The sequence below is a fragment of the Flavobacterium sp. genome (genome assembly GCF_035299005.1).
In the GTDB taxonomy this organism is placed as follows: domain Bacteria; phylum Bacteroidota; class Bacteroidia; order Flavobacteriales; family Flavobacteriaceae; genus Flavobacterium.
This window is the reverse complement of sequence record NZ_DATGXL010000010.1, coordinates 1-17578: the sequence shown is the minus strand read 5'-3', so window position 1 is coordinate 17578 and position 17578 is coordinate 1. Positions and strand designations below refer to the sequence as shown.

The following is a 17578-nucleotide window of genomic DNA, read 5'->3' as shown; positions in this document are numbered from 1 at the left end:
ATACTATAGTTAATCTTTAAAACGTTCCCATTTTATAAGCATAAATTTATCACCGAGTTCTGTAATTATCATACCTGCACCTGATAATTTTTCTTTGTGTTTGAGAAATTCAACTAATTCTAAATGATTGAAAATTTTATATGTAGGATGATAATTTGGATGTGGAGGTTTTTTTATCTTAAATTCCTTTACCCAATTACTAATAGATACGTGTGAAACCCCTAAAATACGCTCAATTTCTCTAAAACTGAGCCCTTCTAAATATAACTGTAATGCTTTTGTAACATAGTAATCATCAATCTTTTTTCCTAATTTGTTTACCGTGAAATAATAATTACAAGATTTACACAAATACCTTTGTTTATCTTTGATTACACCACTTTTTACAATTGTGTCACTTTGGCATTTTGGACAGGCTAAAATCTCCATATATATAAATTTTGCATAAATATACTAAATTAGCAATTATATAAAAACATTTTTGATATTTTTTTTAATTAAAAAATAAACAAAACATAATTTTTAGTACAAATAATTATGTTTTATGTAGTTTTTACTGAATTATTCAAAATAACAACATTCAAATAAACTAATTAATTGAATATATGTATTAATAATTCTTTTAATAAATCGTGTTGACTTATTGATGAAGCTCCTACTCCTTTACTTTTAACATCAATATCTCTTAAAGCAGCTACAATTGCACTTACTTTTTTCATAGGATAATTTTTAAAAGCTATTTCATAATCTTTAATAAAATAAGGATTTACTTTAAGTACTTTAGCGGCATTAAATTGTGATTTATCCTTTAATCCATGGTATTGTAACAGTTGGGAAAAGAAACCAAAAACTAAACCAGTAGTTACAACCAACGGATTATCTTTGGGGTTTTGTGCAAAATAATCTATAATCTGATAAGCTTTAACTTGGTTTTTTTCACCAATCGCCTTTCTTAATTCAAAATTATTATAATCTTTACTAAAACCTATATTTTCTTCAATATCTTTAGGAGTAAACGTATGTCCTTTTGGTAAAATTATTTTAAGTTTATCTAATTCATTACTAATTTTTGATAAATCAGTACCTAAGAACTCAACTAATATAGCAGCAGCTTTTGGTTCTATACTGTAGCCTTGTCCTGATAAAACTCTCTTAATCCAATCCCCTACTTGATTTTCATATAATTTCTTACTTTCATATACAACCCCAACTTTGTCTAATAGTTTTGTGACTTTTTTTCGCTTATCAAGTGTTTTGTATTTGTAAGCAAAAACCAATATTGTTGTTGGCTGCGGATTTTCGGCATAAGCTTCTAACTTATCAATATTTCTTGATAATTCTTGTGCTTCCTTAACAATAACCACTTGTCTATCTGCCATCATTGGGTAACGTTTAGCATGAGAAATAACTTCTTCAATTGTAGTATCTCTTCCGTAAATTGTCATTTGATTAAAACCTTTTTCATCTTCAGAAAGCACATTATCATCAATAAAATCTGTTAATTTATCAATATAATAAGGTTCTTCACCCATAAAAAAATAAATGGGTTTATAATTACCGGCTTTGATATCTTTTGTAATTTGAATTACTTCGTCCATAATTTAGTATTCAGTGTTCAGCAAAATAGTTGGCAGTTTGTAATATTTAACTAATTTTGAACTATGCAAAATTTGAATTTCCCAAACTATTCCTTTCGGTTCAAAAATAGCGAAAATAAAATAGCTATCTTCGATGAAATTAGAAAAAAATTTATTCTTCTTACACCAGAGGAATGGGTGCGTCAGCATGTGGTTCAGTTTTTATTACAAGACAAAAAATATCCGAAATCATACATTAATGTAGAAAAATTAATCAAAATAAATAATTTAAGTAAACGTTATGATGGTGTTGTATTTCAACCAAATGGAGAAATTTTTTTATTAATTGAATGCAAAGCGCCTGATGTTCCAATTACGCAAAATACGTTTGATCAAATTGCACGTTATAATTTAGTACTGAAAGCTAAATATTTAATGGTAACTAATGGTTTGAATCATTATTTTTGCCAAATGGATTTTGAAAACGAAAAATATGTTTTCTTGAAAGAACTTCCAGAATATTCAAATCAATGAAAAAAATAGCAGTAGTCATATTAAATTGGAACGGAGCCAAATTGTTAGAACAATTTTTGCCTTCAATTATTGCTTTTTCTGATGAAGCAACCGTTTATGTAGCTGATAATGCTTCTACAGATACTTCGATTCAAGTAATAAAAAGTCAATTTCCATCTGTTAAAATTATTCAGAACACGGGAAATTTTGGATTTGCTAAAGGTTATAATGAAGCCTTGAAATATGTTGAAGAAGAATATTACGCATTAGTCAATTCGGATATTGAAGTTACTGAAAATTGGCTTACACCTATTTTAAATATATTCGAAACGCAACCTGAAACAGCGATTATTCAACCTAAGTTATTAGATTTCAAAAAGAAAACACATTTTGAATATGCTGGTGGTGCTGGTGGTTTTATTGATAAATTTGGTTATCCATTTTGTCGTGGACGAATTTTCGATACGATTGAAGAAGATAAACATCAATATGATGATGAAATTGAAATTTTTTGGGCAACTGGAGCTTGTTTTTTTATTAGAAAAGAAGTCTATCGAAAATTAAACGGTTTTGATAATGATTTCTTTGCCCATCAGGAAGAAATTGATTTGTGTTGGAGAGCTTTCAATTTAGGCTATAAAGCAAAATACACACCAAAATCTATTGTTTATCATGTGGGTGGCGCTACTTTAAACGAAGGAAATCCTAAGAAAACTTTTTTGAATTTTAGAAATTCATTATTGATGTTAACGAAGAATTTACCTAAAAAACAGTTAATCCCTATTTTATTTATGCGTTTGTGTTTAGATGGTTTAGCAGGAATTCAATTTATTTTAAAAGGAAAATTAAAACATTGCTGGGCAATTATTGAAGCACATTTTGCGTTTTATTCGCTTGTAAATCAATTTTATAAAAAAAGAATAACCCTACAGAGAAATAATTACTATAAAACAAACAACATAGTTTATCGCTATTTTGTTAAGAATGGCAAGGTGTTTGCTGATTTGTTTTAACAATAGTTTATGTATAAAAATTTCGTGTACTTAAACTTCCTTTTTAAATTTGTAAAAAATTATTATCTCATGAAAAAAGTAATGTTAATCATCACTTTAGTTTCTATGTCATTTACATCGTGTGTTTCTAAAAAGAAATTCACAGAATTAGAAGCTAAAAACAAGGAAATTCAAGATTTATTAAACACAGCAACTATCAAATTAAACACTTGTTTAACTGAAAAAGATGCTCTAAGTAGTCAGGTTGAATATTTAAAGAAAAACAATTCTGATTTAATCAATAGTTCGAAAGAGTTAACTGTTTTAACTACTAAAGGAGCTGAAAATCTTGAAAAATCGTTAGAAAGTTTAAAAGAGAAAGATCTAAAAATAAATCGTTTGCAAGATGCCTTAACTAAAAAAGATAGTGTAACTTTAGCTTTAGTAACAAGTTTAAAACGCGAAGTTGGAATTGACGATCCAGACATTAATATCAATGTTGAAAAAGGAGTTGTTATGATTTCAATTGCAGACAATTTATTATTCAAATCGGGAAGTTATGAAGTGAGTGACAGAGCTAAAGGTATTTTAGCTAAAGTTGCTAAAGTAATCAATAGTAAACCAGATTTTGAATGCATGGTTGAAGGACACACAGATGATGTGCCTATCAAAAATTCCGTGTTATTAGACAACTGGGATTTATCTGTAAAAAGAGCCACTTCTATTGTAAGAGTTTTGCAAAAAGATTTAGGTGTTAATCCAAAACAATTAATTCCTGCTGGTAGAAGTTCATATATTCCATTAGTTGAGAACAATACACCAACAAATAGAGCAAAAAACAGAAGAACTCGTATCATAATTATGCCAAAAATTGATCAGTTTTATGATATGTTAGAAAAAGAAATGAAAAATTTGGAAGGAAAATAATCCAACAAAAATATCTGATAATTAACCCATAAATGAAGCTAAATAATTGGAGTTTCATTTATGGGTTTTTAGTTTTATTTTGCTTAAATTTGTAAGTGATACTATCAAGATTTAACAAGAATTATAAACTTGATTTAGTTCATTTAATTTCGTTAAAAATAACCAAATGAACTCCATTTTAAGAAAATTATTAGTTGGAAAAGTTTCTAGAAGTTATGTCCCTAAATACAATCCTATTCAGAAACGAATTTTAAATATCAAATCCATATGGAATAACGACCATCAAGATGATAATGGAATTGAAAAAATTGTTCGATTATTACTTTCTGGCTCTCAATTGTTATTTCCTGGTATTTACATTAAATATTTTGCTTGTAAAAGAGGTTATGAATATCAAGATTTAGCGCTAGATTTTTATGTACTAGCAAAAGTAGTATTTCCTATTCTAATCTTAATGAACCAATGGCAGAGTAATATCTATATTGTTTGGATGTTAGTTTATTTATTACTTGAAACAGTTTTATATATTCCAACACTAATTTTTGCTTCGGATTTATTTTCTAGACCACGTTCATACAAACGTTCTATGCTACTTCTCTTTTTTAATTATATTGAAATTGTAGTTTCGTTCGGTGTGTTGTATACTATTGGAGACAATATGAATAAACCTTTTGAACATTGGTTTGATTCTGTATATTTTAGTGTAGTTAGTTCAAATTCAATTGGTTTTGGCGATTATTATCCAATAACAACATTCGGCAAAGTCTTAGTGAGTTTACAAGCGATGTTTTTTCTTTCTTTTGTGATTTTATTTTTGAATTTTTTCTCGACAAAAGTAAAAAGCAAAGGATATTTCGAAGATGCAGAAAATTAAGCTAATAATTTTCGAGCTTTTTCTAAATCTTCTGTAGTATCAATTCCAATACTTCCATGAGTGGTTTCGACCATTTTAATACGTTTTCCATATTCTAAGTAGCGAAGTTGTTCTAGTTTTTCGGAAGCTTCTAACGATAACATGGGTAAACTATAAAAATCTAGCAACGCTTGCTTTCTAAATGCATAAATTCCAATGTGTTTCATATAACGTACTCCAGCATTTTCTTCTCTTGGAAAAGGAATTACTGAACGTGAAAAGTATAAAGCAAAACCTTGTTGATCTGTTATTACCTTTACATTGTTTGGATTATTAATTTCTTCTTTATCAGTTATTTGAAACATTAACGAACCTAAATCCACTTTCTTTTCAGCATCTTTTTTAAAAACTTCAATAAGTTGTTCTAATGGTTTTTTATCTATAAAAGGTTCGTCTCCTTGTACATTAATTACAATATCAACATCCATATTTTGAACTGCTTCTGCAATTCTATCACTACCGCTTTCGTGTTCTTTTATTGACATAATTGCTTTGCCTCCATTCGAATAAATTTCGTTAAAAATCAAATCCGAATCGGTAACTACGAATACATCGTCAAATAATTGTGTATTTACAGCTGCTTCATATGTTCTTAATATTACAGTTTTACCACATAAATCTTGCATCAATTTTGCAGAAAAACGAGTAGAAGCATAACGAGCAGGAATAACAGCGATGATTTTCATAATTTAGATTTTATATGCAAAAGTATTAATTTTTAAAATATTCATCTTTAAATCCTATTAAATATAGTTTCTCTTCAGCACGAGTAATGGCGGTATATAGCCATCTCACATAGTCTATATCTATTCCATTTGGCAAATAAGGTTGTTCTACGAAAACTGTTTTCCATTGTCCTCCTTGAGATTTATGACAGGTAATAGCATAAGAAAACTTAACTTGTAAAGCATTGAAATACTCATTTTCCTTTACCTTTTGTAATTTTTTATATTGCTGACGTTCCTCTTCATAATCTAATAAAACTTCTTGATACAATTTGTTTGATTCTTCATAAGTTAGCGATGGCGATTCGCTCATTATGGTGTCTAACATCAAAATAGTATCAAAAGGAGCCTGATTTGGATAATCGACCATTCTGATTTTTACTGTAGCAAATTTGAATCCATAGAGCTCTTGAATTTTTCTAATTTCCAAAATTTCAATAATATCTCCATTAGCAATAAAACCTGCATCAGATTCTTCTTTTAACCAGAAATAATTATTTTTAACCACCATTAAATAATCACCAGTAGATATTTCGCTCTCTTTTGATAAAATTGAAGCTCTAATTTGCTGATTGTATTGGTTAGCTCTTTTATTTGAACGAACAATAAATACGGTATCTTCTAATCCATAATTGTCATACGCACCATGAATTGCATCTTGAATATCATAACCATCTTGCAAGCGAACAATATCTTTAAATCCTTTCAAATCAAATTGAAATGTATCAATAAAATGTGAATGTAATAATTCGCGTAATTGTGTAGCATTATATAAAATTCCAGAAGTTTCTGCCTGACGCATTACTTCATCTAATTCAATATGCTGCACGTTTTTTTGATAATGCAACGATAAAGTATCGATATCCAAAGCTGGGCTTATTGTCATATTTACGGGTGGTAACTGAGCTGTATCACCTATGAGCAATAATTTACAATTTTTACCAGCTTCTACATAAAAGAATAAATCATCTAAAAGCGATCCGTTCTCATATAATTTTGAATCTTGTGAAGTATCAGAAATCATAGAAGATTCATCAACAATGAAAATTGTATTCTTGAATTTGTTTTGTTGCAATGTAAAGCTAACGCCTCCTGTTTTATTTTTTTTAGGAAAATAAATTCGTTTATGGATTGTAAATGCAGGTTTTCCAGAATAATTACTAATTACTTTTGCAGCTCGTCCTGTTGGAGCTAATAAAACACATTTCATTTCTACTTCTTGTAATTGATTAATTACATTAGAAATTATAGTTGTTTTACCAGTTCCAGCATATCCTTTTAAAACAAAAATTTCATCGCTTGATTTGTTTAAAAGAAAATCTGAAATTTTTTGAAAAAAAATATCCTGTTTTACAGTGGGCTGAAACAGAAAATTTTTGTGCAGAATCTTATAAAACAAAGCAGAAGTAATCATTAATAAGTGGTAACTTTTATAATTATCAAATATAGTGTTGATTTTTGAAAGAAAAGAGATATCATTCAAAAAAAATTGTAGCTTTGCCAGTAATATACACCAATATTTTACTGATTAAGATAAGGCATTTATGGTAATTTCATCTAGTGATATCACTCAAAAAACATATAAAAAGTTAGTTATTCAAGTTGCTTTGAATACCTTTTCTTTTTGTGTTTTTGATTTAATTACAAACAAAGTATTGCATACCCAAGTGCTTAATTTAGAAAAAAACAAAGTGATTGAAGAGCAACTTTGGCGAGCATTTGTGGATTATCCAATACTAACTAAAAATTATGATGAAGTAGTTGTTTTGCATAATAATAATTTGAATGCATTCGTACCTTCATCACTTTTTGATCCTCACTTTTTGGCAAGTTATTTACAATACAATACAAAGGTTTTCGAAACCGATTTTTTTGCATATGATGTTATTGCACCTTATGAAATTAATAATGTTTATGTGCCTTTCATGAATATTAATAATTTTTTATTGGATCAATTTGAAAGTTTTGATTACAAGAATAGTAATTCGGTATTAGTTAAAAAATGTATTGATTTTTCAAAAAACAAAGAAGAAAAGCAAGTATTTGTTCATATTCAAAAAGAACATTTTGAAATTGTAGTTGTTAGAAATCAAGAACTTATTCTGTTTAATTCATTTTATTATTCAACTGCTGAAGATTTTATTTATTATTTACTATTTACTTGTGAGCAATTGCAATTGAATCCAGAAACTATAAATGTACAACTTTTCGGAAACTGTGTTGCGGACGACGCAAATTTCAAAATTGCATATACTTATATCCGCAATTGTTCACTGTTAGATGTTTCGCACTTAACAAATGGTTTTGATGCAACAGAAACTGCAATTAGAAATCACTTTACACTCTATCATTCATGAGAATTATATCTGGAAAACACAAAGGACGTCGATTAGTAGCTCCGAAAAATTTACCTGTTCGTCCTACAACTGATATGTGTAAGGAATCCTTATTTAATATTTTAAATAATTACTTTAATTTTCATGGATTAAAAGTATTGGATTTATTTTCGGGTACTGGCAATATCAGTTATGAATTTGGTTCTAGAGGTGCAGGCCCAATTACAAGTGTTGATGGCGATTTTGGTTGTGTAAATTTCATTAAAAAAACTGCAACAGAATTAGATTTAGACATTACAGCTATAAAAAGCGATGTTTTTAAATTTTTAGAAAAAAGTAAGTCTAGCTACGATATTATTTTTGCTGACCCACCTTATGATTTAAATCAGCAAGATTTTGAAAGTATTATTCAGCTCATTTTTGAAAACGAACTTTTAGATGAAGAAGGAATGTTGATTATTGAACATTCAAAACACACTAAGCTAGATCACATGACTAATTTTTCATTTTCAAAAAATTATGGTGGTTCTGTTTTTTCCTTTTATGAATTTGAAAGCGAAGAAGAAGAAAATTTTGAAGATGAAGATGAAAGTTAATCACATTACAAAATAAAAAAGCAGACCTATAAGCCGGATTCTGTCTCCGATATATCGGAGCCTTATCATTTATCTAGACTATACATTACTATATAGTTCAAGCTGCCTACCCTTCAGCATCGGACGAGTAGCCCTTATTCTGATTACTCAGAAACTGCTGATATACTTGACATTTCACCGCATAGAGTTTACCTGGTTTCACTACAGCATTATCTGTACATACTTTCTGTTGCACTTGTCCTCGTTTTTCAACGGACGGGCGTTACCCGCTATGCTACTCTTTGGTGTCCGGACTTTCCTCCCATGCTTACACACGGACGATAAGGCGGTCTGCGGTGCAAATGTATCAATTACGAATTAAAAATTACGAATTAATACCAATTTTAAACATATAAACTTTTAAACATTTAAACTTTTACTTACATTTGTGATTCAATATAATCTATGGAACAATTTATAGTATCAGCCAGAAAATACCGTCCGCAAACATTTAAAGATGTTGTCGGTCAACAGGCTATTACTAATACATTGTTAAATGCTATTGAAACCAATCACTTAGCTCAAGCTTTATTGTTTACTGGACCTCGTGGTGTGGGTAAAACAACTTGTGCGCGTATTTTAGCACGAAAAATCAATCAAGAAGGTTATGATGATCCATATGAAGATTTCTCATTCAATGTTTTTGAATTAGATGCTGCTTCTAATAATGGTGTAGATGATATTCGTAGTATTATCGACCAAGTTAGAATACCACCACAAACAGGAAAATATAAAGTTTATATTATCGACGAGGTACATATGCTTTCGCAAGCTGCTTTTAATGCTTTCCTGAAAACATTAGAAGAACCTCCTAAACATGCTATTTTTATTTTAGCAACAACAGAAAAACACAAAATCATTCCAACGATTTTATCACGTTGTCAAATATTTGATTTTAAAAGAATTACTGTTAAAGATGCCAAAGAACATTTAGCTGAAATTGCTAAAGAACAAGGTGTTGCTTATGAAGATGATGCATTACACATTATTGCTCAAAAAGCAGATGGTGCAATGCGCGATGCTTTATCAATTTTTGATAGAGTTGTTTCTTATTGTGGTAAAAATCTTACTAGACAAGCCGTTACCGAAAATTTAAATGTATTAGATTTTGAATATTACATCAAAATCACCGATTTAATTTTAGAAAATAAAATCCCAGATTTATTAGTTGCTTATAATGATATTTTAGCAAAAGGATTTGATGGACATCATTTTATAGCAGGTTTGGCTTCACATTTTAGAGATTTATTAGTGTGTAAAAATCCAGCTACTTTACCATTGTTAGAAGCTGGTGAACAAGCTCAAGCGTTATATGCTGCTCAATCGCACAAAGCAATGCATGATTTTTTAATAAAAGGAATCGAATTGGCAAACGAGTGTGACTTGAAATTTAAAGTCAGTCAAAATCAACGTCTTTTGGTTGAACTTTGTTTAATGCAATTAGCCTCTATCACTTTTGATGGAGAAAAAAAAAAGTAGCTAAATTTATAATTCCGGCTACTTATTTCAAAAACAACTCCTACTCTATTGTTGAAGTTCAAAATCAGATTCCGCAAATTCAGAATGAAAAACCTTTTGTAGTAAATGAACTTATTAAAACAACTGAAGTTTCAGTTGAAGAACCAGCAATTGAAAAAGTAATAATTCCTGATGTTCCGAAACCAGTTCTTACCAATTTAAATCCAACAGGCACCAAAGTTTCGGCGCTTTCATTAGCTAGTATTAAAGCTAAAAAAGAATTAGAAGCACAGCAGCAACACCATCAAAAACATAGAGAAGAATTGCCTTCAGAAGTGTTTAATGAAACCGATATGTTGTTGCAATGGAATAAGTTTGCCCAAAAAATGACCGACACTGGCAAACGTTTATTAGCGACCTATATGCAAATGAACGATCCAACTTTAAACGGGACTATAATTACTTTAGAACTTCCCAATCAAAGTACTAAAGAAGAATTCTTAACGGGTTGTCATGAATTATTAGGTTATTTGAGAGGAAAATTACACAACCACGATATTACCATAGAAGTTGTTGTAAACGAAGCTACTGAAAACAAATACGCTTTCACACCACAAGAAAAATTTGAACGATTAAAACAAATTAACCCTACGATTGAATTGTTGAGAAAGACTTTTGATTTGGATGTTTAGTTCTTCCTATATCTTACCATAATACATTGCCTTCACAATACCATCTGATAATCCAATTTTTGGAACGTAAATATGTCTTGCTCCGCTCCATTTCATAGCATTTAAATAGATTCTTGTAGCTGGAATAATTACATCAGCACGATCTGGATTTAAACCTAAGTCGGCAATGCGCTGTTCATAAGTCATACTATTCAATTTTTGATATTGTGATTGAATATACATATATGACAAGGGTTTATCTTGATTTTTTTCTGATAATTTGAATAATTTATTAATATTTCCACCAGAACCAATTAAAGTGATGTTTTCAAACGGCTCAGTGTTAGTTTTAATCCATTTTTCAATTTCTTGCCAAACAATTTCAGAAACCATATTATTCAACAAGCGAACTGTTCCGTTTTTAAAGGATTTTGAAGCAATAATTTTTCCTTCAAAAAACAAAGAAAATTCAGTACTTCCGCCACCTACATCTACATATAGATAGGCTTTATCCGAATTAATAAACTGGGTTAAATCGGAAGCAGCAATAATAGCGGCTTCTTTTTTACCGTCAATTATATCAATTTTTATATCTGCTTTTTTTCTAATAATCTCAACTACTTCTTTGCCATTATATGCTTCTCTCATAGCTGAAGTTGCACAAGCTTGGTATTTTTCAACTTTGTGTACTTTCATTAATAATTTAAAAGCTTTCATGGCATCTACCATTCTATCAATGTTTTCTTCTGTAATTTCTCCCACAGTAAATGCATCTTGTCCTAAACGAATAGGTACACGAACTAAGGAACTTTTGTTAAATTGTGGGGCACAACCATCTTGCTCTACGATATTTGTAACTAATAATCTCATGGCATTAGAACCAATATCAATAGCAGCATATTTTTTTATTGTAATCATTTGATAATTATAGGGTTATTCAACTTTTTCAGCAATTACATCCAATTTTTTTTGGTAATAATTGTACATTTCTAATTGTGCTCTAAAAGGTTTTTCATCACCTCGTTTTCTATACTTATTTAGTAAATCATCAGAATGAATTCGGGCTTTTACATTTGCTTTCCAACCAATTTCAAAAGTTTCAATGAGTTCTTTTTTGATATCTTCATCATAAATTGGGCAAGTAACTTCTACCCTAGCATCTAGATTTCGAGTCATAAAATCTGCAGAAGAGATAAAAACATCTGGGTCACCACCATTGGCAAAAATATAAATACGTGAATGCTCAAGATAATTATCCACTATGCTAATTGCTTCAATATTTTCACTCAATCCTTTTACACCTGGAATCAAACAACAAATACCTCTAACAATTAATTGAATTTTTACACCAGCATTACTAGCTTCGTATAACTTATCGGTCATTTTAAAGTCAGAAATACTATTCATCTTTAACTTTATAAATGCCTCTTTTCCTAAAAGAGCATTTGATATTTCTCTTTCAATTAACTTATTAAATTTTCCTCTTGTATAATGAGGTGAAACAATTAAGTGTTTATAACGGTGAACACGATAATTTACGTCAAAGAAATCAAAGATTTTAGCTGCATCTTTTAAAATTTCTGTATTACTAGTAAATAAGGTAACATCGGTATATACTTTTGCAGAATTTTCATTGAAATTACCAGTAGATATTAATCCATAACGCTTTACTTTTCCTTCTTCAATACGTTCAATAACACATATTTTGCTGTGAACTTTTAATCCTTTTACACCAAAAATCAATTCAATACCTTCCGTTTGCATTTGTTCAGAATATGAAATATTGCTTTCTTCATCAAAACGGGCTTGTAATTCAATTTGAACCGTTACTTTTTTACCATTTTTAGCAGCATTTATTAATGAACTTACAATTTGTGAATTCTTAGCTAATCGATATAAAGTTATTTTAATTGAAGCAACTTTTGGATCTAAAGCAGCTTCTCTTAAGAACTTGATGATGTATGAAAAAGATTGGTACGGAGCGTATAATAGATAATCTTTCTTTTTAATTTTCTCTAAAATACTACCTTCTAGCGACAATCCTGTAATTGGTAAAGGAACATTAGAACGATATAGCAAATCATAACGTCCTAAGTTAGGAAAACTCATATAATCTCTACGGTTATGGTATCTTCCACCAGGAATAATACTATCAGAACTATCGATTTTCATCCCCTTTAAGAAAAATTCTAAAGTATCTTTTCCAATCGCTTGATCATATACAAAACGTACAGGTTCACCTACGCGTCTGTCTTTAACGGAAGAAGATATTTTTTCAATTAGACTTTTACTTAAATCACTATCAAATTCCAACTGAGCATCTCGAGTAATTTTAATCATGTGAGCAGAAATACTTTCATAATTAAATATGTTAAATATATTATTTAGATTATAACGTATAACATCGTCTAATAGAATAATATACTGCTTTTCTGAATTTGATGGAAGTACTACAAAACGATTAATTGTATTGGGAATTTCTACTACTGCATATCTAATTTCTTTGTTTGTAAATACTTTATCAACTATAGAATTTGACTCCGACTTCATTACTAATTTTACTGCCAAATAACCAGACGTGTCTTTCAATAAAGGAAACTCATCTAAATCATTTAACATAATAGTCACAACTGCTGGGCTAACTTTCTGAATAAAATAATCGTGAATAAACTCTTCTTGTTCTTTAGAAATATCTTTTTCATTAATAATAAAGATGTTTTCTTTTTCAAGCTTTTTCTCAATTTCACTTAAAATTCGTAAACTCTCAGATTGTTGTTCAATTACAATTTCTGTAATTTCTTTTAATAATTGCTCAGCTGAAACACCCAATATTCTTTCAGTTTCAGTATTTTCGTGGCTCATTCGTCGAATGGCAGCATATCTTACTCTAAAAAATTCATCTAAATTATTGGAAAAAATTCCCAAAAATCTAAATCTATCTAATAAAGGAACATTTTCATCATTAGCTTCTTGTAGTACTCTAGCATTAAATGTTAACCAGCTCTTTTCTCGGTCTATATAACTATTATGTGTATTATTCATCTTTAAAATGGCTTGGAAATAAAGTTTTAATTGTTTTTCCTTTGCCTAAATTTGACCAATCGTTGCTATCAAATTCCATAACAACAACCCCACTTGTAGGAACATTATCAATTTTTAGGTCTCCAAATTTATTAACAAAATTTGTAATAGCTTCATTATGTCCAAAAAGAATTAGATTATCATGCTCATTTTTACATTTTTTTATGGCTAAATGTAATTTTTTCTTATCAAAAGTGTATAACTCATTTGAAAAATGAATGGTTTCTATCGGAATTGATAAATATTGAGAAAAAATATAGGCAGTTTCTCTAGTACGTTTAGCAATACTAGACCAAACTATGTAAGATTTAGGCAAAATAAAAGCTGTTTTAGCTGCTATAAGATGTGCATTTTTTACTCCTTTAGCCGAAATAGAACGATCAATATCTTGAACTGGTGCATCCCAACTTGACTTTGCGTGTCTGATTAAAATTAAGTTTTTCATAGTATCTGCTTTAAAAAATTAAATTACTGAATTTAATTGACGTAAGCAAAAGTGATTTGCGCATATTTGAGTTAGTTAATAGATTTTTTTATACACTTTGTCGAAAAACTTCTACAAGGTTATTGTAATTAATTGTTTTTAAGTAATTTAGCACAGTGATTTTATTTATAATTTAAAATTTTAACATAATTATTTAAAATAAATCACATAAAAGATTTAGTCCCTAAAAATCTATTATTTTTTTAACTTAATAATTTTCTACCCCCTTAACTAGCCTTTAGAACACTTGCTATAATTCTAAATTTAAAAAATTAGTATTATGGAAAGTTTTTCAAAATTCCAATGTCATTTAATTATGACATTATTTTTCTTCATAAGTTTTGCTCATTGCAATGCACAACAGTTTCATAAATATAGTGAAACAAATAACATTAGCGAGCAAAGTAAAATTGCAGAATTAGATAAAAAAATTAGTCTTCTTTTAGATTCCAAAGACGTTTTATTTATAAATAATCTGCAAAGTACTTCCAAATTTGAGATTTTAGATATTGATTACAATGATTTAGTGTCTTTAAGTAAAATTTCTAATAGTAGGTTGTTTTCTATCAAATATTGCATTGTGCGAATTAAAGAAAATACAACAATTGATTTAAACAATCTAAATCAGTTTTCAAATTTAGAATTAGTGCATTTAATCATAGAAACCGATGTAAATTCTATGAACATTCCTTCAATAATAACTATGTCAAATCCAAATATGGTTATTTCTTATCAAATAAGTATTCCACAATAAAATAGTGTAAAATGAAGATGAAAAATTACTTTTTAAAAGTTCTATACAGCAAAGAATCGCTACTTTATAGTCTATTCTTTTTATTTCTTGGAATTGATGGAATTGCTCAAGTTAGGGTCAATTTTACACCAAGAGAACCTCAAACTAGCCCTACAACATCAATTTATCATGTAAAAGGAGATTTTTCTTTAATAGGAAATACAAATTTGACATTGAACAATTATGATAATAATGAACCCAATAGTAACAACAACATGATTTATGTTGATGTTGATAGCGATACAAATACATTCAATTCATCAAGCTCAAACTTAACTTTTTCAACAGAGAATGGAGCAATTCCAGAATGTTCTAAAATTGTTTTTGCTGGATTATATTGGACAGGCAGAGCTTCAAACGGTTCAAATAGCCCTGACACATTTAATGTTACAAAAAATTCTATTACTATGACATTTAATAAAAGAAAAGTTCAGTTAAAAGGACCTTTATCTAGCTCTTATACAGAAGTTACTGCTAATGCTAATGATATTTATTATCCGCAAAATAATGATGGTTTTATGTATTCTGCATTTGCTGAAATTACTGACTATGTAAAAACAAATGGCTTAGGACAATATACCGTTGCTGACATAGCATTAATTGAAGGAAATGGTGGCGGAACTGGTTATTATGGAGGTTGGGGAATCATTGTAGTATATGAAAATTCCAAAATGAAATGGCGAGATATTACTGTTTTTGATGGTCATGCATATGTTCAAGGAAGTACAACAATTAGTCACCAAATTCCTATTTCTGGTTTTAATGCAGTTCAAACTGGTCAAGTAAATGTAAAATTAGGATTGATGGCTGGTGAAGGCGACCGCAGTATTAGTGGAGATTACTTTAACATTCTTCGCTCAAGTGATAATAATTGGCAAGCATTGAATCATAGTGGAAATTCTACCGGAAATTTCTTCAATTCATCAATTCAAACTGGTGGAAATACTAGAACTCCAAATTTACTAAACAATACAGGATTAGATATTTCTATGTTTAATATTCCAAATCCAAGTAATAGCGTAATTGCTAACAATCAAACATCTACCACTTTACGATATGGTTCCACTCAAGATACCTATGTAATTTTTATGGCAGCTATGGCTGTAGACGCATATATTCCGGACGCAGAAGGCCTAATGTCTTTAATAACTATTAATGGTCAACCTCCTTCTAGTTCTCTAACTGTATTACCAGGTGATGAAATAGAATATTCAATAAAAATATTAAATGAAGGTACTGAAGCAATCAACAATGCCCAAATAAAAATTGCAATCCCATATATTGCCAACTTTGTTAGTGGAAGCCAAGTAGGAACAATAAATTATTCACCATTACCTACACCAAATAATTTATATTTCAACCCAACTTTAGGCGGTAATGGAACTTTAATATGGGATATTGGTACACTACCTGTTCCTGCAAACTCATCAGACATTTTGGGTGAATTAAAATATAAAATTAAAATAACCGAAGATTGTTTTTTACTAAAAAGTCCAAATTGTATTCCTGTTGCATCATTGCATGGTTTCATTAATGGTATTGGCGCAATTACTGGAATTCCAATCATCGATAAACCTTTTATTCAAGGTTATCAGACTACTGGATTATGTTTAGGAGATCCAATTACCGATCCTATTAAAGTTACAATTGATGCTACTGATTTTATCAACCAAAATTGTCAAAACACTGTAACAGAACTTAGTTTTAATTATTGTGGTAGTTCAGTTGTTATTCCATTTAATTTAATTGCATCATATTATCCTAATGGGACAAGATTTTATAGCAGTTATCCTGTAACAATAGCATCAACAGAATATACAAGTTCAAATCCTTTTCCAAATACACCAGGTGGCGTAAATTACTATGCGGTTCCACCAAATGCAAATGGTTGCTATTTTATGTTCACAATTTTTATCAATGATATTCCAATAATAACAGCACCTTCTGCAACTACTATCAATGGTTGTGGTACAAGTGCTATAACTCCTTTGGCTTTTAGCACAACTCCTGTGTCGATTACATTGCAAGACTTTATCAATGCTGGCGGAACTGTTTCTAATAATTCTCTAAGTTATACTATTACATACTCAGATGTAGCAACAGGAAGTTGCCCGTTATCAGTAAATAGAACATATTCAATATCAACATCTTGTATTTCACTAAATTTTACACAAACATTTACAATTTCTGACACCACCTCGCCAACATTTGATATGGTAATTCCAGCTGATCTAACTGCAGAATGTAACTCAATTCCAACAGCAGCGGTGATTACTGCTTCGGATAATTGTGATAGCAACGTTACTGTTGTTTTCTCTGAAACAACTTCAGCTGGTGTTTGTCCTAATTCGTATACTTTAACTCGTACTTGGAGTGCTACTGATGTTTGTGGAAATTCGGTTTCTGATTCGCAAGTAATTACAGTGCAAGATACCACTGCGCCAACATTTGATATGGTAATTCCAGCTGATTT

General features: G+C 29.6%; 17 protein-coding genes and 1 other RNA gene. 10 read left to right on the top strand and 8 right to left on the bottom strand.

The features are described 5' to 3' along the window. Positions 1 to 9: 9 nt before the first annotated feature. Together VK164_RS05360 and holA are read right to left on the bottom strand one after the other, a co-directional pair. On the bottom strand, positions 10 to 429 hold the full coding sequence (locus VK164_RS05360) for an IS1 family transposase (RefSeq protein ID WP_166237258.1): 420 nt from the start codon (positions 427 to 429) through the stop codon (positions 10 to 12). A 164-nt stretch (positions 430 to 593) separates the two neighbouring features. Next, positions 594 to 1598 (bottom strand): DNA polymerase III subunit delta, encoded by a 1005-nt coding sequence (holA, locus tag VK164_RS05355; protein ID WP_324208373.1) that lies wholly within the window; start codon positions 1596 to 1598, stop codon positions 594 to 596. Between the two features lie 63 nt (positions 1599 to 1661). Between holA and VK164_RS05350 the strand changes: the two genes are divergently transcribed. From VK164_RS05350 to VK164_RS05335, 4 genes are all read left to right on the top strand, one after another. Continuing rightward, positions 1662 to 2111: a type I restriction enzyme HsdR N-terminal domain-containing protein gene (locus tag VK164_RS05350; RefSeq protein ID WP_324208372.1), complete on the top strand. Its 450-nt coding sequence runs from the start codon at positions 1662 to 1664 to the stop codon at positions 2109 to 2111. After that, entirely contained in the window at positions 2108 to 3103 is a 996-nt protein-coding gene (locus VK164_RS05345) for a glycosyltransferase family 2 protein (protein ID WP_324208371.1), read from the top strand. Before VK164_RS05350 ends, VK164_RS05345 begins: the two co-directional genes overlap by 4 nt. Positions 3104 to 3172: 69 nt before the next feature. After that, the gene (locus VK164_RS05340) at positions 3173 to 4009 is read left to right on the top strand and encodes an OmpA/MotB family protein (RefSeq protein WP_324208370.1); all 837 of its coding nucleotides are present in this window, start codon (positions 3173 to 3175) and stop codon (positions 4007 to 4009) included. Between the two features lie 166 nt (positions 4010 to 4175). Continuing rightward, positions 4176 to 4883 carry a potassium channel family protein gene (locus VK164_RS05335; protein ID WP_324208369.1) on the top strand — a complete coding sequence of 236 codons (708 nt, stop codon included), beginning with the start codon at positions 4176 to 4178 and terminating at the stop codon, positions 4881 to 4883. On the opposite strand, the gene kdsB is transcribed toward VK164_RS05335, so the two are convergent. Continuing rightward, complete coding sequence (gene kdsB / locus VK164_RS05330; RefSeq protein WP_324208368.1) at positions 4880 to 5608, bottom strand: 3-deoxy-manno-octulosonate cytidylyltransferase; 729 nt, start codon at positions 5606 to 5608, stop codon at positions 4880 to 4882. The genes VK164_RS05335 and kdsB overlap by 4 nt on opposite strands. A gap of 25 nt (positions 5609 to 5633) precedes the next feature. Beyond that, a complete protein-coding gene (locus VK164_RS05325) occupies positions 5634 to 7058 on the bottom strand; it encodes an ATP-dependent DNA helicase (RefSeq protein WP_324208462.1) in 1425 nt (474 codons plus the stop codon). Positions 7059 to 7191: 133 nt separating this feature from the next. On the opposite strand from VK164_RS05325, the gene VK164_RS05320 reads away from it, so the two are divergent. Both VK164_RS05320 and rsmD read left to right on the top strand, forming a co-directional pair. Then, a complete protein-coding gene (locus tag VK164_RS05320) occupies positions 7192 to 8004 on the top strand; it encodes a DUF3822 family protein (protein WP_324208367.1) in 813 nt (270 codons plus the stop codon). Beyond that, complete coding sequence (gene rsmD, locus VK164_RS05315; protein ID WP_324208366.1) at positions 8001 to 8579, top strand: 16S rRNA (guanine(966)-N(2))-methyltransferase RsmD; 579 nt, start codon at positions 8001 to 8003, stop codon at positions 8577 to 8579. The genes VK164_RS05320 and rsmD overlap by 4 nt, the downstream gene beginning before the upstream one ends. Before the next feature lie 13 nt (positions 8580 to 8592). Here the strand turns inward: rsmD and rnpB are convergent. Next, positions 8593 to 8916: RNase P RNA component class A (gene rnpB / locus VK164_RS05310), an RNA gene on the bottom strand. 107 nt (positions 8917 to 9023) lie between these two features. On the opposite strand from rnpB, the gene dnaX reads away from it, so the two are divergent. Both dnaX and VK164_RS05300 read left to right on the top strand, forming a co-directional pair. After that, positions 9024 to 10097 (top strand): DNA polymerase III subunit gamma/tau, encoded by a 1074-nt coding sequence (gene dnaX / locus VK164_RS05305; protein WP_291135476.1) that lies wholly within the window; start codon positions 9024 to 9026, stop codon positions 10095 to 10097. A gap of 302 nt (positions 10098 to 10399) precedes the next feature. Further along, positions 10400 to 10768: a DNA polymerase III gene (locus VK164_RS05300; RefSeq protein ID WP_324208365.1), complete on the top strand. Its 369-nt coding sequence runs from the start codon at positions 10400 to 10402 to the stop codon at positions 10766 to 10768. Between the two features lie 6 nt (positions 10769 to 10774). Here the strand turns inward: VK164_RS05300 and VK164_RS05295 are convergent, their stop codons facing one another. The 3 genes from VK164_RS05295 to VK164_RS05285 are packed head-to-tail and all read right to left on the bottom strand — an operon-like array spanning position 10775 to position 14273. After that, complete coding sequence (locus tag VK164_RS05295) at positions 10775 to 11665, bottom strand: exopolyphosphatase (protein ID WP_324208364.1); 891 nt, start codon at positions 11663 to 11665, stop codon at positions 10775 to 10777. Positions 11666 to 11680: 15 nt separating this feature from the next. Further along, a complete protein-coding gene (ppk1, locus tag VK164_RS05290) occupies positions 11681 to 13789 on the bottom strand; it encodes a polyphosphate kinase 1 (protein WP_324208363.1) in 2109 nt (702 codons plus the stop codon). Then, positions 13782 to 14273: a SixA phosphatase family protein gene (locus VK164_RS05285; RefSeq protein ID WP_324208362.1), complete on the bottom strand. Its 492-nt coding sequence runs from the start codon at positions 14271 to 14273 to the stop codon at positions 13782 to 13784. The genes ppk1 and VK164_RS05285 overlap by 8 nt, the downstream gene beginning before the upstream one ends. Positions 14274 to 14592: 319 nt before the next feature. Here VK164_RS05285 and VK164_RS05280 point away from each other — a divergent pair, with 319 nt between their 5' ends. Then, on the top strand, positions 14593 to 15066 hold the full coding sequence (locus VK164_RS05280; protein ID WP_324208361.1) for a hypothetical protein: 474 nt from the start codon (positions 14593 to 14595) through the stop codon (positions 15064 to 15066). A gap of 11 nt (positions 15067 to 15077) precedes the next feature. Beyond that, positions 15078 to 17578, top strand: a 2501-nt coding sequence (locus VK164_RS05275; protein ID WP_324208360.1) for a hypothetical protein, incomplete at its 3' end; no start/stop codon positions are given.